The organism is Candidatus Sulfotelmatobacter sp. (genome assembly GCA_035498555.1).
Lineage (GTDB): Bacteria > Eisenbacteria > RBG-16-71-46 > RBG-16-71-46 > RBG-16-71-46 > DATKAB01.
The window spans coordinates 1-25,196 of record DATKAB010000054.1 but is presented as its reverse complement, the minus strand read 5'-3'; the positions used below and the strand labels follow the sequence as shown (position 1 = coordinate 25,196).

Here is a 25,196-nt window from a genome sequence, read left to right as displayed (position 1 = left end):
TCAGGAGCAGCTGTCGTGACAGGGCCAAAGAGACTCCCATCCCTGGAAGAGGGGGGTGGACCCCGTCGAGCCCGGCCCGGCGGGGTCGACGGAGTTTTCGGCACTCCGGCGGTCGGTCTGGAGCGCCTTTTCCGGCCGGCTGTCGCTGCAAGGTGATTCTGTCCGCCTAACTGCAAAGTGATTATGTCCTCCCCGGGCCAGTCCGATCGGGCTGGGGTGGGAGTGGGGTGGAGCCCTTCCAGGGATGGTTGGGGCGGGGGCGGCGGATCTGGGTGTACTGGCCAATGCCGCGCTTGCGCGTGCGGGTCCGCACCTTCGCGGCGACGCGATCGTCGATCCTGGTGGATTCTGGGAGGTCGATTCCGAGTGCGGCGCGCTGCGCGGGTCTCGCATTGTCCCGGGGCACGAGGGTGAAGGGTTGGCTCGCGGGCCATGGATGCTCGGCGACGCGCTGCTCGCGGTGGAAGATCTGGAGACGGCCATCGAGTAGCTCGCGGGCTTCGAGGCGGCAGCCCTGCCAGGATCTGCGGTGCGCGCGCGGGGGCAGTTGAACCCAACGTCCCGGCAGCGTGACGGTGTTGTCGCGGGCCACCACGCGGACGTAGCGACAGGAAAGGATGGAGTCGAAGTTGCGTGGAGCCGCTCGCCACGCCGGCACGCACTCGCGGGTCGGGCGCGCGAAGCGCTGATTGAAGTCGCGGATGAACTCGGGCAAGAACATTTCCGCCGCTTCAACCGTGTCGATGGTGCGCAGGCGCAGCTCGGAGACCAGACGATCCTGCAGGGTCTCCCACAGCCGCTCGATGCGGCCCTTGGCCTGCGGGCTGCGCGCCGCGATGAAGCCGACCGCCAGTTCGGTGAGCATCGATCCGAACTGGGTGAGATGCTGCTGTCCGGCCAGTTGTTCGTCGAGCGTCCAGTGATGGTCGTTGCGCACGAACACGCCGAGCCGATCGCCGTAGAGGTTGCCGGGCAGGCCATGGGCTGCTACCAGCCGACGCAGCAGTTCGGTGTAGCCGTGCAGGTCTTCGTACTGGCGAAAGTGCAGCGTGAGGAGCTTGCCGCTGGCGTCATCCATCGCTCCGAGCAGGTTCCACAATGGCCCGCGGTCCTCGAACCACAGGTGCTGGCTGCTGTCGATCAACACCATCGCTCCCTCGCGGGCCTCGCGCTGCCGGCGGGTGCGGTGCTTCGGTGCACGTCGGCGCCGAGTCGGTGCGATCTGTTCGCTGAGCCGGATCTGCCGCACCGTCTCGCGCGAGACCTCGAGCTGCTCGATCTCCCGCAGCTTCTCGGTCAGGTGCGTATCATTCAGGCCCGCGTAGCGGCCACGCAGCCCCGCCACGATCCGGGTGCGATCGGTCTCCTTCAGTCGCCGTACCGACCGGCGACCACGATTGCCGTGCACCAGCCCCTCGACTCCGTCCTGTCGATACGCGGACCTCAGCCGGCGGAACTGCCGCACACTCAGGCCCAGGGCCGAGGCCCCCTCCCGGTTGGTGAGCTTCCCTGCCAGTGCGGCCTGAACCAGGCCCGGCCGCCGGGCTTCCTTGCTGCTCATCGTGTGGTGTCCCATGGGGGAGGACACTTTCACGTTGCAGTTAGGGGAGGACAGAATCATCTGGCAGCGGCAAGCGGCGATCGAGTCCTTGACCGGCGGGTTCGCCGCCGTTAGCGTCCCCTCGATCCGGCGCCCCGAATCTGCCGCCTCAGGGGTCGGGCCTCCGGACTCGACTGCGCCATGGACGACGCTCCCGCTCTTCGTACGCCACGCTCACGCGCCCGAATCGTCTTCGGGCTGATCCTCGCTGCGCTTGCGGGCGGCGCTCTTTGCTGCCGGCTCGTGCCGGGGCTGATTCCCGGCCTGGCCCTCTTCGAAGCGCGATCGGAAGGGATCGCGGTGCGCGGCCGGCGAAGCTCCGCGGCGGAAGCCGAACTTCGCCAGCGCTTCGCCGAACGCGTGGCGGCCCGCTCCGCGATGAATGCGGCGCGCGCCCGCATCCGCTCGAGCCTCGCCGACCGTTTCCCGCCCGGCCCATGGCCCGGCCAGTCGCGCGCGGCCGCCTGCGCCGCCGAGCTGCGCGGCGTGGCGCTGGCGCTCGAGGCGCTCGCCTCGCACGCCCCGCATCCGGCGACGCCGATGGAGGTCGAGCCGCCCGCGCCGTTCGCTGCGGTGCGCGGTGCGATCGCGCGCGCCGCCCGCGCCGGAGATCCGGTCGCGCTCGATTCGTTCTGCCTCGAGGAGCAGTCCCGCTGGAGCGCGTGGTGGACCGAGCGTGTTCGCTCGCTGCCGCCCGAGCGACGAGCGGCGGTGTGGTCGGAGTGGGTGGCCGTCCTGAATGCCCGCGCGAGCGAGCTGGAATCCATGGCCGGGCAGATCGAACCGCTCGTCACGCCGTTCCAGCTGCAGATGGTGCCGTATTTCGCCCAGCTTCGCGCGCTCGCGATCGAGCCTCAGGTGGGCGATCCGTCGCTCCCGCTGACCGAGACGCCGGCCGCTCCTCAACACGTGACGGTACGCCCGGTGCTCGAAACCTGGTTGTTGCTCGCACTGGCCGGAGCGCTGGCGGGGGCGGGGCTCGGCGCCGCGTCGCTCGGAGCGCTGGCCAGGCGCCCGCGCGCCGCGGTGCCCCGCGGACTTCCCGCGGCCGACGCCCGCTCGGTGGCCTGGCTTCAGATCGTGACCGGCGGATCGATCCGCCGCGTGGCGCGCGCCGCCTGCGAGCTGGCCGCCCAGGCGCTGTCGCGGGGCGAGCGGGTGGTGGTGATCGAGGCCTCGCCGCGGCTTCGGATCCATCGGGGCCTCCGGCTCTCGCCTCGGCTCGGCTGGAGCGAGTGCGCGATCGACGGCCTGCCGGCGCTCGGCCTGGTGCAGAACGGCGGCTTCACCGGTCTCTTCCTGCTGGCCTACGGCCGGGCGGGGAGGATTCGCACCTGGCTCCCCCTCGACCGGGTGCTGGAAGAACTTCGGCCGCACTTCTCCCGCGTCGTGCTGGCGCTCGACGATTCGGCCCCGGCCGAAGTCGGAAGCCTGCTGGCGGGGAGAGTGATGAACGGTTGGTGGGCGGGGCCTGGGCCGGGTGGACGGGGGCGCGCCGAGCTGCTTGAAGCCAGATTGTCGATCCTGCTTCGCGACTTGAGCTTGAAGGCTCTGCCGCATCCAACGCTCGAAGCCATCGAACGACGGCTCTCCACGCTCGGCGCGCCGCCTTCGCGGCCGGCACCGGTCGTGCCGCCCGCGCCTGCGCCCCGGCCGGTGCCGGTCGAGATCGCATGGATTTCGAGGCCGGCAGTGCTGGACTCCGATTTGCAACTTCGCCAGCGGCTGCACTTCCTGGCCTGGATGCGCCGTCTGAAGGCGCAGCAGCGGGACCGGGAGCGCGAGACCGCGGCTCCAGTCTGACCCTCCGCCTCGCGCTCCGGATCGATCCACCACCGGCGCGCTGATCCGATCCGCGCCGCCGAAACATACGCGAGGCTTGCGGCGTGGCGCGGGACCGAGAACCGGTCGCTTCCGAAGTCGTATTTCTCCTCGAATTCCAGAACTCATGGGCCTCGCGTCCGGCCGACTGCTGGGCGCGAGCCGAAACCCTGGGGCACGCGACCGAGCTGGGCGGGGCCGCTCTGGTGCTTCCGGACGACGGGCGCGCTCCGGAGTCGGACGAAGCCCTGCCCGGGCCGATCAGCTGCTTCGACCGCCGTGCGTGGCGAGAGGCGGTGCTCGAATTCACGCGGGCCGGGGGCGGCGGCACGCTGGTGGTCGCCGGCGAGGACTCGCCGGCGAGGCTGCGCGAGATCGCGGCGCTGTGGCCGGGCTCGGTGAAGCGCTGGCCCACCACGCTCGGCCCGGATGCGGAGCGCAACGATCTCGCGCTGCGCTGCGCGGTGGCCGCGCGCCCGCGCGCACCGCGCACGCGAGTCCCGCTCTGGGACGGAAACTACCTGCTGGCGCCGGCGGCGCTCGCCGGCGACGCGGGCCGGGCCTGGATCGAAGCGTTCGCGTTCCTCGCCCGCGAGCAGGACATGATCGACCTCGTGATCCTCGCCGAGCCCGCGCCTTCGCTCCAACGACTGGCGCGCAGCCTCGGGGTGGCGCTCCGCGTGCACTGGATCGGCGCCTCCCCGCTGCGCGCGGAGTGCCTGTGGATGGCCTGTGCATCCGCGCTGCTGGTGGGCGGCGAACTTCCCGAGCCGCCGGCGCTGGTGCGCGCGCTGGAGTGCGCGGCGCCACTGCTGATCCTGGGCGATGAGGCCGCGACGCGCTCACTGCGCGACTGGCTCGCGCGGTATCGCGCCACGCCGGCGCGCTCGGCGCCGCTCGACACGCTGCGCGCCGCGCTGGCTCGCACACCGGAAATTCGCGCCGCGCTCGCGCGCGGCGCGGCACTCGCCGCCGAGCACGTTCCGGAACGACTCGCGCGGACGCTGTTCGAATCGCTGGAGCCCGGCTCGGGCGGCGCCGCGGGCCGCGCCGCCTGAGCATCTCCGCCCACGCTTGCGGGAGGGCGTCCCCCGCGTCTAACGTGCCCGGCTCCAGTCTGCTGGTTCGTCACGGTCGGGGGTGCGCATGAAGATCCTGGTCACCGGCGGCGCCGGCTTCATCGGCTCGAACGTCGCCGATCGTTTCGTGGAGCTCGGCCACGAGGTGGCGGTGCTCGACAACCTGTCGACCGGCTTCCGGGAATTCGTCCCGCGGAACGCCCGCCTCTTCGAGGTCGACCTGAACGACGCGGAAGCCGTCGGGCGCTGCCTCGCCGAATTCCGGCCCGAGGTGGTGGACCACCACGCGGCGCAGATCGACGTGCGAAAATCGGTTTCGGACCCGGTGTTCGACGCCCATACCAACATTCTCGGTGGCATTCGGCTGCTGGAGGCCTGCACGCGCCACGGAGTGCGCAAGTTCGTCTACGCCTCGACCGGTGGCGCGCTCTACGGCGAAGGCCGGCAGTTGCCGGCGACCGAGGATCACCCGGTCAACCCCGAGTCGCCCTATGGCGCGAGCAAGCACACGCTCGAGCACTACCTCTACATCTGGAAGCTGCTGCATGGACTCGACTACACCGTGCTCCGCTATCCGAACGTCTATGGCCCGCGCCAGAATCCCCACGGCGAAGCGGGCGTCAACGCGATCTTCATCGGTCTCATGCTCGAGGGGAAACGCCCGCGCATCTTCGGCAGCGGAGAACAGGTGCGGGATTACCTCTTCGTTGCCGACGTGGTCGAGGCCAACGTGCTGGCCCTCGATCGCGGGAGCGGCGCGGTGGTGAACCTCGGCACCGGGGTGCCGACTTCGGTCAATGACATCGTGCGCGAACTGAACCGCATCCTCGGCTCGCGCATCGAGCCGATCTACGAGGCGGCCCGCGCCGGAGAGATTCAGCGCATCTATCTCGACGCGCGGCGCGCGCGCGAGGTCCTGGGCTGGACCTCGCGCGTGCCGTTCGCGGCCGGGCTCGAGCGCACCGTCGAGTGGTCGCGGAAGTTCTCGTTGCCCGCGAGGGGCTGAGCTCCGGGCCGGCCCGCTACCAGATGCGGGCGCGCAAGTCCTCCGGCCGCACCATCGGATCGCCGGGCTTGCAGCCCCAGGCCTTCGCGAACTCCGGCAGGTTCGACAGCGGACCGTTCACTCGCCACATCGGTGGCGAGTGCGGATTGGTCTGCACCTGGGTGCGCAGCGCCGCGGGACGATAGGCCTCGCGCCACACCTGCGCCCAGGCCAGGAAGAAGCGCTGCTCGGGCGTGAACCCGTCGATGAGCGGACGCGGTTTTCCCTGGAGCGCCTTCTCGAGCGCGTAGTAGGCCACCGCCACGCCGCCCAGATCGGCGATGTTCTCGCCGAGCGTCAGCCGGCCGTTCAGGTGCAGCGTATCGAGCACGGTGTAGCCGTTGAACTGCTCGGCCACGCGGCGGGCCCGCTCCTGGTAGCGCGAAGCATCCTGCTCGGTCCACCAGTCGCGCAGGTTGCCCCGGTCGTCGAACTGGCGGCCGCGGTCATCGAAGCCGTGCGACATCTCGTGACCGATCACCGCGCCGATCGCGCCGTAGTTCATGGCGTCGTCCCACGACGGATCGAAGAATGGCGGTTGCAGGATTCCGGCCGGGAAGTTGATGCTGTTGAGCGACGAGCTGTAGTAGGCGTTGACGGTCGGCGGCGTCATGGTCCACTCGCCGCGATCCACCGGCTGGCCGATCTTCCCGAGGTTCCGGCGCGTGTCGTAGAGGTTGCAGCTCACGCGGTTGGCGAAGTACTTCTTGCGATTGAGCTGCACGCCCCGATAGTCGCGCCAGGTATTGGGGTAGCCGATGTTCCGCTCGAACGCGGCCAGCTTCTGCGCCGCGCGCTGGCGGGTTTCGGGGCTCATCCAGTCCAGCCCCTGGATCCGCTCACCGAGCGCGGCCTCGAGATTCTTCACCATGGTGAGCGCTCGATCGCGCGCCGCCGGCGGGAACTTCTCCTTCACGTAGGCCTGCCCCAGCAGATCGCCGAGATCCTGATCGGTGGCGCGAACGCAGCGCTTCCAGCGCGGCGGGAGGGCTTCGGCGCCCGACAGCACCTGCTGGAACGCGAAGTCTTCGTTCACGAACGCCCGACTCAGATTGGGCGCGGCGAAGTGGATCACCTTCCAGCGCAGATAGGGCTTCCAGTCGTCGAGCTTGACCGCCGTCAGCAGGCTGTCGACCGAGGTGAGGAACGCGGGCTGCGTGACGTTCACGGAATCCAGGTTGTGGAGCCCGCGCGCCAGCAGATAGCGCGCCCAGTCGAAGTGGGGCGACAGGCGCGCCAACGAATCCACCGAGATCTTGTGGTAAGTGGCCTGCGGATCGCGACGCTGCACCGCCGTCATCGAGCCCCGCGCCAGTGCGGTCTCGATCGAGAGGATCCGGTCGGCCTCGCGCCGGGCGTCGAGCGCCGTCTCTTTGAGCAGCAGCAACGAGTTGACGATGTGCTCGACGTAGCGGCGGCGCGTCTCGACGCCGGCCGAATCGGTGCGCAGGTAGTAGTCGCGGTCGGGCAGCCCGAGTCCGCCCTGGCTCACGAAGGCGATCTGCGACTCGCTGTGCCGCGGATCCTGGTTGGCGCGAAAGGCGAACAGCGCCGGAATCCCCTGATCGTGGAGCGCCGCGACCCGTCCGGTGAACATCGAGTCCCGCGACATGCGGTCGACCGAGGAAAGCAGCGGCTGGATCGGCTGAACGCCCTCGAACTCCGCGGCCGCCGAGTCCATGCAGGCGTTCCAGTACGTACCGAGCCGCCCGAGATCGCTCGAAGGCCCGAGCCCCTTGTCCTGGCCGGCCTTCTCGAGGATCCGATCGAGCGTGACGCGGTTCCGCTCGGCGAGCTCGATGAAGCTCCCCCAGCTCTCCTGGGTCGAGGGGATCCTGGTCTGCTTGAGCCAGGTGCCGTTCGCGTATTCGAAGAAATCGCGGCACGGCGGGCAGGTGGTGTCCATGGTGGCGCGCGAGAACGCCGGGGCGGCGCCCGCCGCGATCGAACGGGAGGGAAGCGCGAACGACAGCGCGAGCAACACGACCAGCGACCACCAGCGGAAGCGGACGATCATGTCGAGGGACCTCGTGAGTGGGAAGGGGTTCTCGAAGCGGGAAATCTAGCCGATCTCAGCGGTGGAGATTCAAGGTGATCGAGCCGATCGCGCCGTGGCGATCGACGCCCGAAACGTGATTCACATTTTCGCGCCACTCGTAACCGCCGGTGACCGCCGCGTCCACTCCGCCGGCCGGCCACCACCTGAGGCCGAGCTCGGCGCTGCGCGCGCGCTCGAGCACGCCCTCGAACGTCCAGATCGGCGGGCGTGGCGAGCCGGGAACGAAGGGCTCGCCAAGGTCGTTCTCGCCCTTCTCGGTGCGCGCCGCGAGCGCGATCACCTGCCAGTCTGCGCTCGGGTCCCAGCGCATGTCGAGTGTCAGGCGACTCGCGTCCGGGCCGGTCGGAAAGCCGAGCGGGATTCCCTGCGAAGCGGCCTCGCGCCCAAAGAACGAGGTGTAGACGTAGCGCGAGAGCCGCGTGTACTCGCCATTCCAGCTGAGGCGCGTGCCGTACAGATTCCCCACCCCGTCCCAGCCCACCTGATAGGCCAGCTTGTCGGGGTTGTCGCTGGTCCTGGAGTGCAGGTCATCCACCAGCAGCTCGCCATAGAGTCGGGTCCCGTTGGCCACGCGCCAGGCAGCATCCAACGAGATCATCACGTTGTTTCGCAACGCTTCGGCCGAGTCGGGCTCATCCTCGGTCTGAAGGCGCTGCACCAGCGAGTAGGGGATGAGCCCGATGGTGTAGAGCGGTGACCAGCCACTGGCGTGATAGCGCGCCGATTCGCTCGCGCCGAGGCGCAGCGCGTCGGTCGCCTGCCACTCGATGCGATGCGCCGCGAGCTGTTCGCCGGCCGCGGCCGCCACGGTTGCCGACAGCGCGGTCAGCCGCAGTCGGCCACCCGCGAGCCCGAAGTGGTACTCGAACGCCGTGAGCGGCGGCGCGGTGCCCGAGAGAAGCAGAGAACCACCGTACCCGGGGCCCCAGTGGAATCGGCTGCGACCCAGCCGGAATCCAAAACGATCCTGGGGCGCGATGTATCCCACCAGCGCCTGGTCGGCCTGGAGGATCACGTCACTGTTTCCGATCACCGGATCGGTGAACGACTGAGCACCGGCCTCCTCGCCGATCAGCAGGTGGAGCTGCGCGATCCAGCGATGGACGCCGAGCGCCGCGCGGAGCTGGACGCCCGAACCATTCGCCCAGCGCGTGCTATCGCGGTCCGTGGCGGCTCCGCCCTCGAGACCCGGCGAGAGATCGAAGCGGGTGAGGTCGGCGCCGTCCACGCGCAGCGCGTAAGGCGTCGAGCGGGGCCGGGAGTCCTCGGCCACCGCCACCGCGTCCCTGCCGAGCCCGCGGCCGATCCGAATCCATGAATCGCGCGCGAGCCCACGTGCCGCGACCGACAGACTCTCGGCGCTGAACACGTCGCGCAGCAGCGGGCGCGTGTGGAGGTGGGAGAGCGCGATCGTGTTCCCGCGCAGCTCGGGCGCGATCACGTCGAGCAGCCGCAGCTCCCGCTCGAGCGGATCACCGATCTCCAGGTCGGCGAGCGGGTGGGAGACCGCCGGTCTCGGAAACGAGAACACGGTGCACAGCGCGAGCGCGAGCGCCGTGGCGCGTCGCCGGAACGGGGGCGGCATGCGCGACATGCTAGCGATGTGGCTCGCCGGCCGGAAGTGAGGTTTGAGCCGCGGAATCGCCGTGCTAGAGTCCCGCGCCTCATTCGCTCCCCGCTCCCGCGAGCTCGGGGACCTCCCCAGGAAAACCATTTCATGCATCCCGGAAATCGCGAACTTCTCCAGCAGCCCTACGACCCGGGCCGGGTCGAGGCGTCGTGGTACGCCCGCTGGGAGGAGTTGGGCGTGTTCCGGCCGCGGCCGGGCTCCGCCCGGGAACCGTTCGTGATTGCGATCCCACCGCCCAACGTTACGGGATCGCTGACCATGGGGCACCTGCTCGGCGAGTCGATCCGTGACCTGATCGTGCGCTGGCAGCGCATGGAAGGGCGCGAGACGCTCTATATCCCGGGCATGGACCACGCCGGGATCGCCACTCAGAACGTGGTGGAACGGAAGCTCAAGTCCGAAGGCCGCTCGCGTCACGACCTCGGGCGTGAGGGCTTCCTGCGCGAGGTGTGGGCCTGGAAGGAGCAATACGGCGGCCTGATCTTTCAGCAGGAGCGCCGGCTCGGGACCACGCCGGACTGGACGCGTGAGCGATTCACGCTCGACCCGGCCTACTCGAGCGCGGTGCTGGGCGTGTTCAAGTCGCTGTTCGACGAGGGCCTCATCTACCGCGGCCGCTACATCGTCAACTGGTGCCCGCGCTGCCAGACCGCGCTGTCCGACGAGGAAGTGGAGCATCGCGAGCTGCAGGGTCACCTCTGGTACGTCCGCTATCCGGTCGAGGACAGCGAGAAGGTGATCGTGGTCGCCACCACGCGGCCGGAGACCATGCTCGGCGACACCGCGGTGGCGGTGAATCCCAAGGACCAGCGTTACAAGAAACTGGTGGGGAAACGAGCGGTGCTCCCGCTGATGCGCCGTGCGATCCCGATCGTGGCCGACGCCTCGGTGGACGCGAAGTTCGGCACCGGCGCGGTCAAGATCACCCCCGCCCACGATCCCAACGACTTCCAGCTCGGCAAGCGTCACGACCTGGCCGAGTTGATCGTCATGGACGAGGCCGGCGTGATGAACGAGAACGCCGGCGACTTCCGCGGGCTCGATCGCTTCGAGGCGCGCAAGCGCATCGTCGAGGCTCTGAAGGACGCCGGCTATCTCGAGAAGGTCGAGCCGCACACCCACAGCATCGGCCACTGCTCGCGCTGCGGAACGGTGATCGAGCCCTATCTCTCGCGGCAGTGGTTCGTGAAGATGGCGCCGCTGGCGGCGCCGGCGCTGGAAGCGGCGCGCAAGGGGCGCGTCAAGATGTTCCCGTCGCGCTGGAAGAAGGTGTACGTCAACTGGCTCGAAAACATCCGCGACTGGTGCATCTCGCGACAGCTGTGGTGGGGTCATCGCATTCCGGTGTGGTATCGCGGCGAGGAAATGGTGGTCTCGCTCGAGCCGCCCGCCGGCGACGGCTGGACCCAGGACGAAGACGTGCTCGACACCTGGTTCTCGTCGTGGCTGTGGCCATTCGCCACGCTCGGCTGGCCCGAGAAGACTCCCGATCTCGAGCGCTACTACCCCAACAGCCTGATGGTGACGGGCAGCGACATCATCTTCTTCTGGGTGGCGCGCATGATCATGGCCGGCTACCACTTCACCGGCCAGGCGCCGTTCGCTCACGTGGTGTTCACCAGCATCGTGCGTGACGCTCAGGGGCGGAAGATGTCGAAGTCTCTCGGCAACTCTCCCGACCCGTTGCAGATGATCGCCAGCTACGGCGCGGACTCGGTGCGCTTCACCATGGTCCAGACCCCGACCGGTCAAGACCTGTTGTTCGACGAGAAGCGGCTCGAGAACGGCAAGTTCTTCGCCAACAAGCTGTGGAACGCCGCGCGCCTCGTGACCATGCGGCTCGGCGACGAGGATCTCGGCGCGATCCGCGAGTCGCAGCTCATCCTGACCCTGGCCGATCGCTGGATCCTGTCGCGTTTAGCCAACGCGGTGAAAGACGTGACGCGCAACCTGAAAACCTATCGCTTCGCCGAGGCCGCGCAGGCCCTCTACCATTTCGCCTGGAACGAGTACTGCGACTGGTACCTGGAGATGGCGAAGCCCCGCTGGACGTTCTCCGACGACGGCGCGCCGCTGACGAGCGAGGCGCGCGCCGACCTGCGCACGGCGCGCTGGGTGGCGTGGAAGGTGCTGGACGGCATCCTGCGCCTGCTCCATCCGTTCATGCCCTACGTCAGCGAGGAACTGTGGCAGGCGATCCCGCACGACGGCGAGATCCTCGCGCTGGCCTCCTGGCCGCGCGCGCGCCGCAGCTGGTTCGACGCCGGCGTCGAGGCCGAGGTGAGATTCCTGCAGGGGGTGGTGGTCGCGGTGCGAAACCTCCGCGCCGAGTCGAAGCTGGCACCGGGTCGGGAGGTGCCGGTGGTGGTGCGGGGAAGCGAAGGGCAGGTGCGGCTGCTCCGGCGCCTCGAACAGCAGCTCCGCCCCCTCGCGCGCATCAGCGATCTCCAGCTCTCGACCGACGGCGGGCGGCCGGCGGTGGCGGCCTCGGCGGTGGTGGACGGCGCCGAGATCTTCCTGCCGCTCGAGGGGCTGATCGACGTGGACGAGGAGCGTGCACGTCTGACCCGCGAGGCCGAGAAGCTGCTCGACGAGCTCGAGTCGGTCAAGAAGAAGCTGCGCAACCAGGACTTCCTCAACAAGGCGCGCCCCGACGTGGTCGAACGCGAGCGCCAGCGGCTCGGCCAGCTCGAGGAGACCATGGACAAGCTGCGCCGCGCCCAGGAGAGCCTGCGCAGCTCGCGCGCGTGAGGCGAGCGATCGCGCCGTTTCGGCCGCGTCGCCCGCGCTCCGAGCGGCCCGCCTATCCGCGCATTCGGGCCGTGGTCGCGCGCCTACCGCGCGGGCGCGTCGCGACCTACGGACAGATCGCCACGCTGGCCGGCTACCCCCACGCCCCGCGCCTCGCCGGCTACGCCCTGCACGCGCTGCCGCCCGGCAGCCCGCTGCCCTGGCACCGCGTGGTGGGCGCCGGCGGCGTATTGAGCCTCGGTCGCCTGAGCCCCGAGGGCGCTGCGGAGCAACGACTGCGCCTCGAGGCCGAGGGCATTCGGTTCGATCCCCGCGGACGGGTGAAGATGCGCGAGTTTGGCTGGAAGCCGGGGGCCGCGCGCCGAATGGCTAGTGCGCGGTCTTCGCTGCGGCGCCCGAATCGCCGGGCGCAGGCCGCTCGAAGCGCGCGACCCGGAGCGGGCCGGACATCGAAGTCCAGATCGAGCGGTCCTTGAGAACGCGGCCGTCCGATTCCGCCGCGCGCTCGGCACGCCGCGCCACTTCCCTGCGCACCTCGGAATTCGGGCTTCGCACGATCACCCACACCTGGTCGTAGCTCGCGGCGCGCGCGCGCGCGGCGGTCTCCATTTCGTCGAGCTGCCGGGGCGTGTAGTCCGACGCGAACGGCACGTCGGGGTGCGAAACCTCGATCGCGGCGAGCGGCGGGTCGAGCCGGCGGTCGTAGTAGCGGAATGGATCCACGTCGAACGGCACCAGCACGGCGGCGTGCCCTGGCTGCTGATTCATGCCGATGAAGTGCACCACCTGCCGCCAGGGCTCCTTGGCGTAGTCGGTGCTGTAGCGGAAGCACGCGTAGCCGCTGGCCAGCAGCAGTAGCGCGGTCCAGGCGTAGGAGAGCCCCGGCGGGCGCATCGCCCACAGCCCGCGCGCGGTGAGCACCGCCAGCATCGGCGTGAGAAACACGAAGTAGCGCGGGAGCCACAGCGGGACCTTGAACGACACCAGCCACACCGCCAGCAGCGGGAGGCACAGGCCGGCCAGCGCGAACCGCTGGACTTGTCCTGCCGGGCCCGGCCGCAGCGCTTCGCGCGCGCCGAACAGGAGCGGGACGATCGGCAGCGCGGTGAGGATCAGATGCGCGACCGGGCGCGGCAGGAACGCTTCGAGTCCCGGGAGCGTCGCGCCCGGCGGCGGCGTCACCAGCGGAATCGGCGAGAGGAACACCGCGCGCAGCACCTGGAACACCTCGTGTCCGCCGGGGGTGCGCAGGTACCAGTGGCTGTGCGAGAGGTGCGAGGCCTGCGCCAGATTGATGGCGATCCAGGGCGCATAGAGTGCGAACGCCGCGGCCTGCGCCAGCAGCCAGCGCCACGCGTTCCGGCGGCCGGCCGGCGTCAGCACGATCAGCGTCGCCTGAACGCCGACGCCGAGCAGCGCGATGCTCTGCGTCCACAGTCCGAGCGCCGAGACCAGCACGAACGGCAGCCACGCGCGGCGCCGGTCCAGCAGCGCGGCGCGCGCGAACAGATAGAGGGCCCAGGTGGTGAAGCACGCCACCGTCATGTAGGTGCGCGCCTCTTGCGCGAACATCAGCTGGTGCGGCGAGAGCGCCACCAGCACCGCGGCCAGCGAGGCTTCGGAGCGCGAGGCGGCGAGCCGCGCGATGCGGTAGGTGAGCCAGACCATGCCGAGGGATGCCACCACCGACACGCTGCGCAGCCAGGCCTCGGTGTCGCCGATCTTCAGAGCCAGCGAGGTGAGCAGGTAGAAAAGCGGCGGACTCGCGTCCTTCTGCGCGCACAGTCGGATCAACTCGCGGAGCGGCGACGAGGCGGCGGTCCAGGTCGAGCCCTCGTCGGTCCAGAGGCTGCGCGCGCCGAGTCCGGTGAGCCGCAGCAGCAGCGCCGCGAACAGGATCGGCGCCAGCACCAGCGTGTCCGGCCGGCGGGAGGCGGCGCGGGGCTGGGGGCCCGCGATCACGCCAGCGCCTCGCGCAGAATGGCGACGATCTTCTCGCCACTGTGCCCGTCGCCGAACGGGTTGGGCCAGGTTCGCGGCCGCTCGCGCATGGCGCGCGCGCACTCGACGATTCGTCTGGGATCGGCGCCGGCCAGCAGGTTGGCGCCCACCTCGACCGACTCGGGCCGCTCGGTGTTGTCACGGAGCGTCACGCAGGGGACGCCGAGCGTGCAGGCCTCTTCCTGGAGTCCCCCGGAATCGGTGAGCGTGAGCGCGGCGCTGGCGTGGAGCCCAAGGAAGTCGAGGTAGGGAAGCGGGGGCAGGATCCTCACCGCGCCATCCACCGCCACTCCCTGCTCCTTGAGCCGCGCCTGGGTGCGCGGGTGGAGTGCGGCCAGCACCGGCACCCCGAGCGCGCGCCCGGCCTCGGCGAGCCCGGTGAAGATGCCGCGCAACCGTTCGGGCGCGTCGGTGTTCTCGGCACGATGCACGGTCGCCAGCGCGTAGGCGCCGCTCCGAATGCCGAAGCGCTCGAACAGCTCGGGCCGTTCGGCCCGACGGCGCTGCAGCAGCAGCTCGTCCACGACCGTGTTGCCGGTCACGTGGATGCGCCGCGGCGCGATCTGCTCCCCGAGCAGGATCTGGCGCGACTTCTCGGTGGGCGCGAACAGGTATTCGGACAGATGATCGGTGAGGATGCGGTTGATCTCCTCGGGCATGCCCCGGTCGTAGGAGCGCAGTCCGGCCTCGACATGGCCGACCGGGATGCCGCTCTTCTGCGCCGCCAGCCCCATGGCCAGCACCGAATTGGTGTCGCCTTCGACCAGCAGCACGTCGGGTCGCTCGCGCTGGAGCAACGGCTCCGCACCGAGCAGGATGGTGCCGATCTGGTAGACCTGCGTGCCGGATCCGACCTCGAGATTGTGGTGGGCGGGCGGGAGCCCCAGCTCCTGGAAGAACACGCCGTCCATCTCGAACGAATAGTGCTGACCGGTGTGCAGCAGCAGATACGGCGTCTTCGAAGCGACGCAGGCGCGCACCACCGGCGCCATCTTGATGATCTCGGGACGCGTGCCGACGACGATCGCGATCTTCACGCGGCCGCTCCGGCCCCCGCTCCGGAGGTCTCCGCCGCGTAGTGCTGCATCATTTCGTGGACCACTTCGCAGCAGGAATTCCAGGAGTTGACGCGCGGATACACCTGCGCGGTGCACGCCAGGTAGAGCCGTCCCGGGATCACCGACGGTGCCGGCCGCAAGGACTGATAGCCCACCGTCCAGATCGGTTCGACGAACGGGGCGCGGAACAGAAACTGATCCACCACCTCGCGCTCGGCCTCGGGGAACAGCCGCGCGAGGTCGGCGCGGTAGGTGGAGAGGGTTTCGGCGTCGCCGCGCCGGAAGAGCTCGCTGTCGCGATGCGTGTAGTTGACGAGATAGTTGACGTACAGGCCGCCCGAGCGCTCGAGCGGCACCAGGTTCGACATTTCGATCGCGCCCTGCGCGGTGACGCCGCTGTCCACCCACGGCATCCAGTAGTAGCGGGTGAAGCTTCGCCGGGTCAGGAACACGCCGCTCACCACCCCCTGATAGTCGAGCTGGAGATCGGTGAGCCTCCGATCGAGGCCCAGGCCCTCGGTCATGCGCTGGAACTGGATGAGGGGTGAGGTCGACACGACGGCGTCGAAGCTCTGATGCGAGCCGTCGTCGAGGATCACGCGCATCGAGCCGGCTTCGCGTCCGATCGCGCGGATGCGGGTGCGGAAACGAATCGTCGTCCCGCGTTCGCGCAGCGCCGTCTCGAACGCGTCGATCAGCGAGCGATAGCCACGCTTCAGGCAGCCCTTCACTTCCTGCTGCGAGCTCTTCTCGCGGCTCATGCGGCTCGACAGCCACAGTGCCGGGAGGGCCGGATAGTGGTCTCCGATCTTGGCCGAGAGCAGCGGCTTCCACAGGATGTCGAAGGCGCGCTGGCCGATCATGCCGCGGATCCAGTCGGCGGCGCTGATGTCGTCGAGCGAGGCGTGCATGCCGAGCGCGCGGGCGCGCAGGCCCATCCAGCCCATGCGAATGCGTTCGCCGAACGTGAGCGGCGAGAAGCGCAGCAGATCGAGCGCGGTGTTCATCGGGAAGATCTTCCGCTGGTACATGAAGCCCATCGCGGTGGGTCGCCACATCAGCTCGGGCTCGAGTCCCAGCTCGCGAATCAGCTGGATGAGGGCCCCATCATCGGGCAGCACGCAATGGTAGAAACGCTCCAGGTGCCCGCCGCGATAAGGGAAAGTGGTGCCGAGACCGCCGAGGAAATCCTCGCCCTCGTAGAGGGTGACGTGCTCGCCGCGCTGCACGAGCCGGAACGCCGAGGCGAGGCCCGAAATCCCACCCCCGATGACGGCGACCGTCCTGGCCATGCGTCTCCTTCCTCGACTCCGCCACCGCTCCAAATGCCAGGTCCGGCACGTTCCGCACGAGGAGCGCCCGGACTCGAGGAACCTGATCCCTTCTGAAGTCGCTGCTCGAAGTTATCGGCGATCGGCCGATACCGCTGAAGTCGCCGGGTTCCCAGGCGCCGCGGCGAAGACTAGGCACAAGCCGAGTCGCTGGCAACCGCGAAGCGGTGCACGTATGTTCCCGCGCGGCGCGACCGGCGTTCCGCGCGGCGGCCGACCCGAGCTCCGGAGGACGAGAGCGTGACCCAATCGATTCCATCGCCACGCGCGGGGCGGGAGTGGGGCTGGTGGATCGCGGCGCTCGCCCTCTTCCTGCCGCGCCTCCTTCACCTCGGCGGCCCGCTCGACGATCCGCATTCGTGGCGCCAGTGCGACACGGCGTTCTATTCGCTCGACTTCTCGCGGCGCGGATTCGATCTGCTGCATCCGTCGGTGTGCTGGCTGGGTGCGCATCGCACCCTGATTTTCGAGTTCCCCTTGCCGGAGGCGATCAGCGGCCTCCTCGATCGCCTGTTCGGTCGCTCCGAAACCTGGGATCGGCTGGTGGGGCTCGGCTTCTTCGCGCTCGCCACGCTCTACCTTCATCTGTTCGTTCGACGCATCGCCTCGCCGCGGGCGGCGTGGCTCGCCACCCTGGCGTGGCTGGCACTGCCGCTCGGCCAGTTCTATTCGCGGGCCGCGCACGTCGACTTCGCGGCCACGGCCGGCGCCCACGCGCTGCTCTACCATGGCGCGGTCGCGGCGCGGGAGAAGCGCTGGTCCCACGCGGTGGCGGCGGGGGCGTGGGGCGCGATCGCGGCGATGATCAAGGCGCCCTATCTACTGCCCCTGCTCGGACCGCTCGGGCTGCTGGCGCTGTCGGCTTCCGGCGCGTTGGGCTTCGCGCTGCTTGCGGGCGCGCTGCTGGTCACGGTGGTTGCCTTCAAGCTGTGGCGCACGCACGTCGATGCGGTCAACGCCGCGGCGCCCGACTGGTACTTCCTGCCCGGGTACTACAAGGAAGTGAATCCGCTCTGGTGGTATTTCGGCGAATGGTCGCAGCGTCTGGACCGCGCGAGCTGGGCACGGGTGGTGCGACGCCTCCTCACCGAGGTGGCGACGCCGCCCGGCGTGCTGCTGGCCTTCGCGGCTCCGCTCGCGCCGCTGGCTCGGGCGCCGGGCTATCGCGCCGGCCTGCGCGCCTTCGCCTTCGCATGGTGCGCGGGCACCCTGCTCTACCTGCTCGTGTTCTTCCCGCTCAACGTGATCCACAACTACTATCAGATTGCCTTTCTCGCCCCGGCGGCGCTGCTGATCGCGCTCGGCGCCGAGGCGATGCTCGAGCGAGCGCGGCCGGTGGCGCTGCTGGTGACGGCGCTGTTCGTGATCGTGGCGCTGGTGAGTCCCGGGCGTCTCGGCTACTACCGCGTGGACTGGCTGAGGGTCCAGGCGGGCCGGCTGATGGACGCGAGACTTCCGAAGGGCGCGCTGGTGATCGCATGCGATCACGCCTCGGGCTATTCGGATCCTCGGCTCCTCTATCGCGCGGATCGCCTGGGCTGGTCGCTGGCGATCCCCGATCTGACTCCGGGCCGAATCGACACGCTGTGCACGCTGGGCGCCACGCGCCTCGCGATCGTCACCAGTCCCGAGCACCCCGAGTTTCATGCGCCGGCGTTCGCGCGACCCTGGCGCTCCGACTCGCTCGCCATCGAGCACGGAGGGAGGCGGATCGGCACGCTCGAACTCTACGACCTCGAACGGCGCGCGAGCCCGTGAGCGAGCGGCCGGTCGCCACCGTCAGCGTGGACGTGGATCCGGTCGATCTCCATCTGATCGGCTATGGTTTTCCGGGGCTGCCGCCCGATCCGCTGGTCTACACCCGCGCGCTGCCGAGGCTCACCGAGATCTTCGCGCGCACCGGAGTGCGCGCCACGTTGTTCGTGGTGGGCCGCGACGCCCCCGCGCAGCGCACGGCGCTCGGGCAGCTGGTGGCCGGGGGACACGAGGTGGCCAGCCATTCGCAGAGCCATCCGCTGGCGTTCGCGAGCCTCGCAGACGCGGCGATGCGCGACGAGCTCGACCGGTCGCGCGCGGCGCTCGAGCAGGCCACCGGCCGGCCGGTGGTCGGCTATCGGTCGCCGAACTTCGACATGAACGCGCGGGGGCTCAGGGCGTTGGCCGACTGCGGCTACCGCTACGACGCCTCGGGCTATCCGACGCCGATGTTGCTGCCGGCGCGCATGCTGCTCGCGCTCAAGAGCCGCGATCCGCGTGCGGTGATGCGCCTCCGGCCGTGGCCGTTCACGATGCGGCGCGAGCCTTACCGGGTGGCGGCCGGGGAGGGGCGGCTGATGGAGTTTCCGGCTTCGGTGACCTCGCTGGCCCGGCTGCCGATCTATCACACCCTGCGCTACGCGCTGAGTGATGCGCGCTTCGAAGCCGCGCTCGACGGACTGGTGGGCGAGCGGCGCTCGCTCTCGTACGCCCTCCACGCGGTGGATGCGCTCGGCCAGCGTGAGGACGCAGTGGATCCGAGGCTCGCCGGGCATCCGGGCATGGACCGGGCGCTCGATCATAAGCTCGCCTTGCTCGAGCGCAGTCTCAGCTCGATCGTCCAACGCTTTGCGGTGCAGACTTTTGCCGAACGGCTCGAGGCCACGCCTGCGTAGTCGCCATCGGCAAATCCCCTGGCTCGGTCCGCGCCGGGGAGCACGACCGAAGAAATTCGCGCCCCCCGGCGTATGGTCCGCGGACCACGACCTCCCCGTTCAAACCCGATCAGGAGAAGCCGCGATGCGCTCTCGAACCTTCCATGCACTGCCGGCAGCCACGGTGGCCCTGTCGTGTCTGGTGCTGACCGCCGACGCCGAGGCCGCTCCGCACCTCACGCTCTATTCCCACGATCTCGGATTCGTACGCGAGACCCGCGAGTTCGAGCTGCGCTCCAGTCCCGACACAGTGAGGCTCGCCGACGTCTCGGAGCAGCTCGACTTCGCCTCGCTGCGTCTCGCGCCGCCGGCCGCTTCGATGCGGGTGACGCGGCTCGCCTATCGCTACGACGTCGCGAGTGGCGATGCGCTGGTGGATCGCGCCCGCGGCAGCCGGGTACGTGTCACTACCCGCGGCGATCGCCTCACCGAGGGCACGCTGGTGGCCGCCGACGGCAACTGGCTGGTGGTGCGCGGCGACGATGGCGCGCTCACCACGCTCTCGCGCGCCGCGGTCGAGACCATGCGGCTGTCGAGCCCGCCTGCCGAGCTGTCGCTGCGACCCACCGTCGAGGCCGTGGTCGAGGGCTCGCGCGGGCGCGCTCAGGCCGAGCTCAGCTATCTCACCGGCGGCCTGTCGTGGAGCGCCGAGCACGTGCTGGTGCGCAAGGGCGAGACCGGCGGCACCTGGTCGACGCGCGTCACCATCGAGAATGCGACCGGCCACGAATTCCGCGACGCGGCCGTGAAGCTGGTGGCGGGCGAGCCGCAGCGCGACCAGGGTCCGATGCCGATCGCGCCGCGCATGGCGCTGCTCAGCGCGGCGGCCGAGAAATCCGACATGTCGCAGCAGGAGTTCGCGGATTACCACCTGTACACGCTCGACAAGCCCGCGACGCTGCGGGATCGGGAGACCCAGTCGCTGTCGATGCTCGAGCCCCGCGCGATCAAGCTGACGCCTCGCTATCTCACTCGCGCCGACGCGCGCGGCGTGCGCGTCCAGGTCGAGGTGAGGAACGACGCGGCCAGCGGACTCGGCCAGCCACTGCCGGGCGGGCGCGTCCGGGTGTTCGAAGCGGATCCCGCCGGGGATCTCCAGTTCGTGGGCGAGACCCATATCGGTCACACCGCCGAGGGCGAGAAGATGACGCTCGACGTCGGACAGGCGTTCGACCTGGTGGCCGAGCGGCGAGAAGTGTTCAACCGGAGGCTCTCGGACCGCGAGCGCGAGTACAAAATCGAGGTGAAGCTCCGCAATCGCAAGAAGTCCGACGTCACCATCGTGGTCGAGGAGGCGGTGAGCGGCGACGTCGAGGTCACTCAGCAGTCGCACCCGTTCGAGCGCAAGGACGCCAACACGCTGCAGTGGACGATCGCGGTGCCGGCCGGAAAGGAAGTGATGTTGAGCTACACGGCTCACGTCCGGTACTAGAGCGCTTGAGCCGCCGGGCCGATAACTCCTAGCGCCATGGTCTTCAACAGCCTGCTGTTCGCGGTGTTCCTGGGCGTGGTGTTGCTGCTGTACTACCGCCTTCCGCATCGCGGACAGAATCACCTGCTGCTGATCGCGAGCTACGTCTTCTACGGCGCCTGGGACTGGCGCTTCCTCTCGCTGATCTGGATCTCGACCACCGTCGACTGGTGGGCGGGCCTGCACCTCGACGAATCGAAGAGTCCCGCCTATCGGAAGCGCGTGCTGTTTCTGAGCTGTCTCTTCAACCTCGGCTTCCTGGGCGTCTTCAAGTACTACGGATTCTTCGCCACCAGCTTCCTCGCGCTGGCCGGCTGGTTCGGCTGGCACCCCCAGATCCGGCTCCTGCACATCGTGCTGCCGATCGGGATTTCGTTCTACACCTTCCAGTCGATGAGCTACACCATCGAGGTTTACCGCAAGCACCTGAAGCCGTCGCGGAATCTCCTCGAATACGCCACCTTCGTCGCCTTCTTCCCGCACATGGTGGCCGGCCCGATCATGCGCGCCACCTCGCTGCTCCCCCAGGTGCAGAAGCCGCGCGTGATCACCCGCGCCCACATCGTCGAAGGGCTCCGCCTGATGCTGTGGGGCCTCTACAAGAAGATGGTGATCGCCGACAACATGGCGCTGATCGTGGACCCGATCTTCGCGCGACCAGGCCCCTACACGTTTGGCGAAACCTTCGTCGGGGTGCTGGCGTTTGCCTTCCAGATCTACGGCGACTTCTCGGGCTACTCCGACATCGCGCGGGGCACGGCTTCGCTGATGGGCTTCGAGCTGATCGTCAATTTCGATCTGCCTTACTTCGCCACCAGCCCGCAGGACTTCTGGCGCCGCTGGCACATCAGCCTCTCCACCTGGTTGCGGGACTATCTCTATGTCTCGCTCGGCGGCAATCAGAAGGGTCGAGTGCGCACCTACGTCAACCTGATGCTCACCATGCTGCTGGGCGGGCTATGGCACGGCGCCTCGTGGACGTTCGTGTGCTGGGGCGCGTACCACGGCACACTGCTCGCCGGGCATCGCGCGATCGGGGAGTGGCGCGGCGAGCGCCCGGCGCCATCCGCGTGGCGGGCGCGCGCCGGCTGGCTGCTGAGCGTCGGGTTCATGTTCGTGCTCACGCTCTACGGCTGGCTGCTGTTCCGCTGCCACACGTTCCATCAGATCGCGGGCATGACGCGGGCGCTGTTCCTCGGGCCGCTCGATGCCGGCTCGCTCCGCCATCTGGTGACGATCGCGTTCTTCACGCTCCCGCTGGTGGTGGTGCAGTGCGTGCAGTACTTCAGGGACGATCTCGATTTCTGGCGGCAGGTGCCGGTGTGGGCGCAGACGGCGTTCTACTTGTTCTGTCTCTACTCGATTTTCCTGTTCGGAGCTTTTCGTGGCGCGGCCTTCATCTACTTCCAATTTTGACGACCGGCGCCTGACGCGCGCGGTCCAATACACCGTCCTCATCCTGTTGGGTGTGGAGCTGGCGCTCGCGTGGGTGCCCGAAAACGTCATGATCCGCACCATGCGGTGGATGCGCGCGCTCCTCGACCGCCAGCCGGCGGCGGCGGTGCAGATCCAGGGTGACTCGGTGGCCCAGGGCGCGCTGTTCATCGACGAGATCGCCGACGCCCTGCCCGAATCGACCCGGGTGTGGAACGCGGCGCTGCAGGGTTCGGGACCGGAGTTCACGTATTTCCTGCTGCGCCGCCAGCTGGCTCACGGGCGCGCGCCGAGAGCGATCGTGATCGCCCACTCGCCGCACACCTTCGTGACCCAGCGCATGGGAGTGTTGGCCGGCGCCTTCCTCGCGTGGGATGAATTCCCCGCGGCGTTCCTGCACGGCCACCACTTCTTCGACACGCTCTACGGCGTGCTGTGCAAGCTCTCGTTCACGCTCCGCCACCGCGAAGAGCTGAGCGACGCGCTGCGCGGCCGGCGCGGCGAGCTGCAGACCTGGGCGGCGCCGATTCCCACCCAGGGCTGGCTGCGCTGGCACATGGGACTGGACGAAGAGAAATGGGCGCGCGAGGGAAAGGGCCCGCTCCCGCCGCTGCATCCCGTTTACCGCGAGAAGTTCGTGCTCGACGCGGGCGAGCGCGATCTGTTCGGTCGCACGATCGCGCTGGCGCGCGCGCACAACATCCGGGTGTTCTGGCTGACCCTGCCGGAGCACGAGGCGGTCGCTGCGGCGCGCGACTCGATCGGGTTTGCACCCGCCTACTACCGCTTCGTCGACTCGCTGGCGGCGCGCGGGGAGGTCACGGTGCTGCAGCGCGACTTCGAGGTGCTGCCGGCCTCGGATTTCTCCGACTACACCCACTTGCGCCTGCCGGCCGCGCTAAAGCTGTCGCGCGAGGTGGGGAGGAAGCTCGCCGCCGAGCTGTCGGGCCCGCGGTAAGCCCGTAGAGATCGTCGCGGGCGGGGCGCGAGGAGCGACGAGCAACGCCGCCCCCGGAGATTTCCGTCACCGCTTCACAGCATCTTGTAGCCCGCGTCCACGTTGAACGCCTGACCGGTGATGCCGGCGGCGTCGTCCGAGGCCAGGAAGGTCACCGCGGCCGCGACCTCGTCGGCGCTCACCATCCGCTGGAGCGGCAGGTCACGCGTGAACCAGCGCTCGGCCTCCTCGAGCGTGAGCCCCTCCGCCTGTGCGCGCGCTGCGATCACGCGGGTCATGCGCTCGCCGGTGGTGGCGCCCGGGAGGATGGCGTTGACTCGCACGCCGTGCGGCCCGAGCTCGGCGGCCAGCGAGTGGCTGAGCCCGAGCAGCCCCCACTTGGATGCGGCGTAGGGCGTGCGCAGGGGATAGCCGATGCGGGCCGCCACCGAGGCGATGTTGACGATCGCGCCGCGCTTCCGCTCGATCATGAGCTTCGAGGCGTGCTTCGCGCACAGGAAGGCGCCGGTGAGATTGACCTCGAGGGTCTCGCGCCACTCCTCGGGCGTGACGTCGCGCGCCAGCCGGGTGGGGCCGGCGATGCCCGAGTTGTTGATCAGCACGTCGAGCCGTCCGGCCCGCTCATGCGCCTGCTTCACCATGGCTTCGACGGCGGGGCCGTCGGAAACGCTCAGCACCGACACGGCCGGCCGGGTGCCCAGCGCGCGCAGCTCGCCGGCCACCGCTTCGAGCCGGTCGCGCGAACGCGCCGCCAGCGTCACGTTCGCGCCCTCGCGCCCAAAGGCGAGCGCGATCGCCCGGCCGATGCCGTAGCCGCCGCCGGTGACGATGACCGTCCAGTCCTCGAAGCGCATGTCGACTCCGATCGAAGGCCGGCAGCATGCCATATCGCCACGCGCTTCCGAACCTCTGTCCTCTCCGCTACTCTCCCGGTTCCATGCCCTTCAAGCTCCATGCACCCTACCCGCCGCGGGGGGATCAGCCCGAGGCGATCCGCGAGCTCGTGGCCGGTCTGCGGGCCGGCGAGCGCTACCAGACCCTGCTCGGCGTCACCGGCAGCGGCAAGACCTTCACGATCGCCGGGGTGATCGCCGAGTGGAACCGCCCGACGCTGGTGATCTCGCACAACAAGACCCTGGCGGCCCAGCTCTATGGGGAGTTCAAGCAGTACTTCCCCGAGAACGCGGTGGGCTACTTCATCTCCTACTACGACTACTACCAGCCGGAAGCCTACGTTCCGCAGACCAACACCTACATTGCCAAGGACGCCAGCATCAACGACGACATCGATCGCCTGAGACTCCAGGCGACCTCGATGCTGCTCGAGCGGGAAGACGTGATCATCGTGGCCAGCGTCTCGTGCATCTACGGCCTGGGCACGCCCGACGACTGGCGCGGCATGCGCATCAACCTCGCCGCCGGGGAGCGCGTCACGCGCAAACAGCTGCTCGAGCAGCTCGTCGCCATCCAATACGTGCGCAACGACATCGAGGTCGGCCGCGGCAGCTTCCGCGTGCGCGGGGACGTGGTCGAGGTGCATCCCGCCTACGACGACGGCATCGTGCGCATCGAACTCGACGACGACGTGGTCGCACGTCTTTCCGGCGTGGATCGCGTCACCGGCCAGGTGGTGCGGCGCATGGATCGGCTGGCGCTGTATCCGGCCAAGCACTTCGTCACGCCCGAGCGCCGCCTGCACGCTGCCATCGATGGCATTCGCGAAGAGCTCAAGGAGCAGGTCGCCATGTTCAGGGCGCAGGGCAAGCTGCTCGAGGCGCAGCGCATCCAGCAGCGCACCGAGTACGACCTCGAGCTGCTGGCTTCCGCCGGCACCTGCCCCGGGGTCGAGAATTACTCGCGGCACCTCTCCGGGCGTCAGCCGGGCGAGCGACCGGGCTGCCTGATCGACTACTTCCCGCGCAAGGCCGACCACAGCGCCGACTTCCTGCTGGTGATCGACGAATCCCACGTCACCGTGCCGCAGATCGCCGGCATGTACGAGGGGGATCGCTCGCGCAAGCGGACGCTGGTGGACTTCGGCTTCCGGCTGCCCTCGGCGCTCGACAATCGCCCGCAACGGTTCGACGAGTTCGAGGCCCTCACCGGGCCGACGTTGTTCGTGTCGGCGACGCCGGCCGAGATCGAGCTCGAGAAGACGCACGGGGTGGTGGTCGAGCAGATCATCCGGCCCACCGGGCTGGTGGATCCCGAGATCGTGATCAAGCCGATCGCCGGGCAGGTGGACGACCTGCTGGCGGAGATCCGGCA

At 69.3% G+C, this 25,196-nt stretch carries 17 protein-coding genes; 10 read left to right on the top strand and 7 right to left on the bottom strand.

Annotated features, from left to right (window positions below):
- Positions 1–181: 181 nt before the first annotated feature.
- Positions 182–1,594, bottom strand: coding sequence for an ISNCY family transposase (locus VMJ70_05225; protein HTO90513.1), 1,413 nt, complete (start codon positions 1,592–1,594; stop codon positions 182–184).
- A gap of 384 nt (positions 1,595–1,978) precedes the next feature.
- Here VMJ70_05225 and VMJ70_05220 point away from each other — a divergent pair, with 384 nt between their 5' ends.
- From VMJ70_05220 to VMJ70_05210, 3 genes are all read left to right on the top strand, one after another.
- Positions 1,979–3,403, top strand: coding sequence for a hypothetical protein (locus VMJ70_05220; protein ID HTO90512.1), 1,425 nt, complete (start codon positions 1,979–1,981; stop codon positions 3,401–3,403).
- A gap of 83 nt (positions 3,404–3,486) precedes the next feature.
- Positions 3,487–4,479: a hypothetical protein gene (locus VMJ70_05215; protein ID HTO90511.1), complete on the top strand. Its 993-nt coding sequence runs from the start codon at positions 3,487–3,489 to the stop codon at positions 4,477–4,479.
- Positions 4,480–4,567: 88 nt separating this feature from the next.
- Positions 4,568–5,506: an NAD-dependent epimerase/dehydratase family protein gene (locus VMJ70_05210; GenBank protein HTO90510.1), complete on the top strand. Its 939-nt coding sequence runs from the start codon at positions 4,568–4,570 to the stop codon at positions 5,504–5,506.
- Positions 5,507–5,522: 16 nt separating this feature from the next.
- Here VMJ70_05210 and VMJ70_05205 read toward each other — a convergent pair whose 3' ends face one another.
- Positions 5,523–7,562: a M13 family metallopeptidase gene (locus tag VMJ70_05205; GenBank protein HTO90509.1), complete on the bottom strand. Its 2,040-nt coding sequence runs from the start codon at positions 7,560–7,562 to the stop codon at positions 5,523–5,525.
- Positions 7,563–7,617: 55 nt separating this feature from the next.
- Positions 7,618–9,198: a capsule assembly Wzi family protein gene (locus tag VMJ70_05200; GenBank protein HTO90508.1), complete on the bottom strand. Its 1,581-nt coding sequence runs from the start codon at positions 9,196–9,198 to the stop codon at positions 7,618–7,620.
- A 123-nt stretch (positions 9,199–9,321) separates the two neighbouring features.
- Here VMJ70_05200 and VMJ70_05195 point away from each other — a divergent pair, with 123 nt between their 5' ends.
- Positions 9,322–11,985: a valine--tRNA ligase gene (locus VMJ70_05195; protein HTO90507.1), complete on the top strand. Its 2,664-nt coding sequence runs from the start codon at positions 9,322–9,324 to the stop codon at positions 11,983–11,985.
- Between the two features lie 369 nt (positions 11,986–12,354).
- Here VMJ70_05195 and VMJ70_05190 read toward each other — a convergent pair whose 3' ends face one another.
- Genes VMJ70_05190 through VMJ70_05180 form a run of 3 tightly spaced genes read right to left on the bottom strand, consistent with a single transcriptional unit; the run spans position 12,355 to position 16,336 of the window.
- Entirely contained in the window at positions 12,355–13,947 is a 1,593-nt protein-coding gene (locus tag VMJ70_05190) for a glycosyltransferase family 39 protein (protein ID HTO90506.1), read from the bottom strand.
- Complete coding sequence (gene wecB, locus VMJ70_05185) at positions 13,944–15,023, bottom strand: UDP-N-acetylglucosamine 2-epimerase (non-hydrolyzing) (protein HTO90505.1); 1,080 nt, start codon at positions 15,021–15,023, stop codon at positions 13,944–13,946. Before wecB ends, VMJ70_05190 begins: the two co-directional genes overlap by 4 nt.
- Entirely contained in the window at positions 15,020–16,336 is a 1,317-nt protein-coding gene (locus tag VMJ70_05180; GenBank protein ID HTO90504.1) for an FAD-dependent oxidoreductase, read from the bottom strand. The genes wecB and VMJ70_05180 overlap by 4 nt, the downstream gene beginning before the upstream one ends.
- A 279-nt stretch (positions 16,337–16,615) precedes the next feature.
- Here VMJ70_05180 and VMJ70_05175 point away from each other — a divergent pair, with 279 nt between their 5' ends.
- The 5 genes from VMJ70_05175 (at position 16,616) to VMJ70_05155 (ending at position 22,928) form a co-directional block, all read left to right on the top strand.
- Complete coding sequence (locus tag VMJ70_05175; protein HTO90503.1) at positions 16,616–18,133, top strand: glycosyltransferase family 39 protein; 1,518 nt, start codon at positions 16,616–16,618, stop codon at positions 18,131–18,133.
- The gene (locus VMJ70_05170; protein ID HTO90502.1) at positions 18,130–19,026 is read left to right on the top strand and encodes a polysaccharide deacetylase family protein; all 897 of its coding nucleotides are present in this window, start codon (positions 18,130–18,132) and stop codon (positions 19,024–19,026) included. The genes VMJ70_05175 and VMJ70_05170 overlap by 4 nt, the downstream gene beginning before the upstream one ends.
- Before the next feature lie 124 nt (positions 19,027–19,150).
- The gene (locus tag VMJ70_05165; protein ID HTO90501.1) at positions 19,151–20,497 is read left to right on the top strand and encodes a DUF4139 domain-containing protein; all 1,347 of its coding nucleotides are present in this window, start codon (positions 19,151–19,153) and stop codon (positions 20,495–20,497) included.
- 36 nt (positions 20,498–20,533) lie between these two features.
- Positions 20,534–21,952: an MBOAT family O-acyltransferase gene (locus tag VMJ70_05160; GenBank protein ID HTO90500.1), complete on the top strand. Its 1,419-nt coding sequence runs from the start codon at positions 20,534–20,536 to the stop codon at positions 21,950–21,952.
- Positions 21,921–22,928: a hypothetical protein gene (locus VMJ70_05155; GenBank protein HTO90499.1), complete on the top strand. Its 1,008-nt coding sequence runs from the start codon at positions 21,921–21,923 to the stop codon at positions 22,926–22,928. The genes VMJ70_05160 and VMJ70_05155 overlap by 32 nt, the downstream gene beginning before the upstream one ends.
- A gap of 74 nt (positions 22,929–23,002) precedes the next feature.
- Here the strand turns inward: VMJ70_05155 and VMJ70_05150 are convergent, their stop codons facing one another.
- Positions 23,003–23,782, bottom strand: a complete 780-nt coding sequence (locus VMJ70_05150) for an SDR family oxidoreductase (GenBank protein ID HTO90498.1) — start codon at positions 23,780–23,782, stop codon at positions 23,003–23,005.
- Positions 23,783–23,808: 26 nt separating this feature from the next.
- Here VMJ70_05150 and VMJ70_05145 point away from each other — a divergent pair.
- Positions 23,809–25,196: DEAD/DEAH box helicase family protein (locus VMJ70_05145; GenBank protein ID HTO90497.1), on the top strand; the 1,388-nt coding region annotated here is incomplete at its 3' end.

Coding starts and splice junctions, on each gene's coding strand:
- VMJ70_05180 (HTO90504.1), bottom strand. CDS start 16,336: ATGGCCAGGACGGTCGCCGTCATCGGGGGTGGGATTTCGGGCCTCGCC.
- VMJ70_05220 (HTO90512.1), top strand. CDS start 1,979: ATGAATGCGGCGCGCGCCCGCATCCGCTCGAGCCTCGCCGACCGTTTC.
- VMJ70_05210 (HTO90510.1), top strand. CDS start 4,568: ATGAAGATCCTGGTCACCGGCGGCGCCGGCTTCATCGGCTCGAACGTC.
- VMJ70_05195 (HTO90507.1), top strand. CDS start 9,322: ATGCATCCCGGAAATCGCGAACTTCTCCAGCAGCCCTACGACCCGGGC.
- VMJ70_05150 (HTO90498.1), bottom strand. CDS start 23,782: ATGCGCTTCGAGGACTGGACGGTCATCGTCACCGGCGGCGGCTACGGC.
- VMJ70_05205 (HTO90509.1), bottom strand. CDS start 7,562: ATGATCGTCCGCTTCCGCTGGTGGTCGCTGGTCGTGTTGCTCGCGCTG.
- VMJ70_05200 (HTO90508.1), bottom strand. CDS start 9,198: ATGTCGCGCATGCCGCCCCCGTTCCGGCGACGCGCCACGGCGCTCGCG.
- VMJ70_05160 (HTO90500.1), top strand. CDS start 20,534: ATGGTCTTCAACAGCCTGCTGTTCGCGGTGTTCCTGGGCGTGGTGTTG.
- VMJ70_05165 (HTO90501.1), top strand. CDS start 19,151: ATGCGCTCTCGAACCTTCCATGCACTGCCGGCAGCCACGGTGGCCCTG.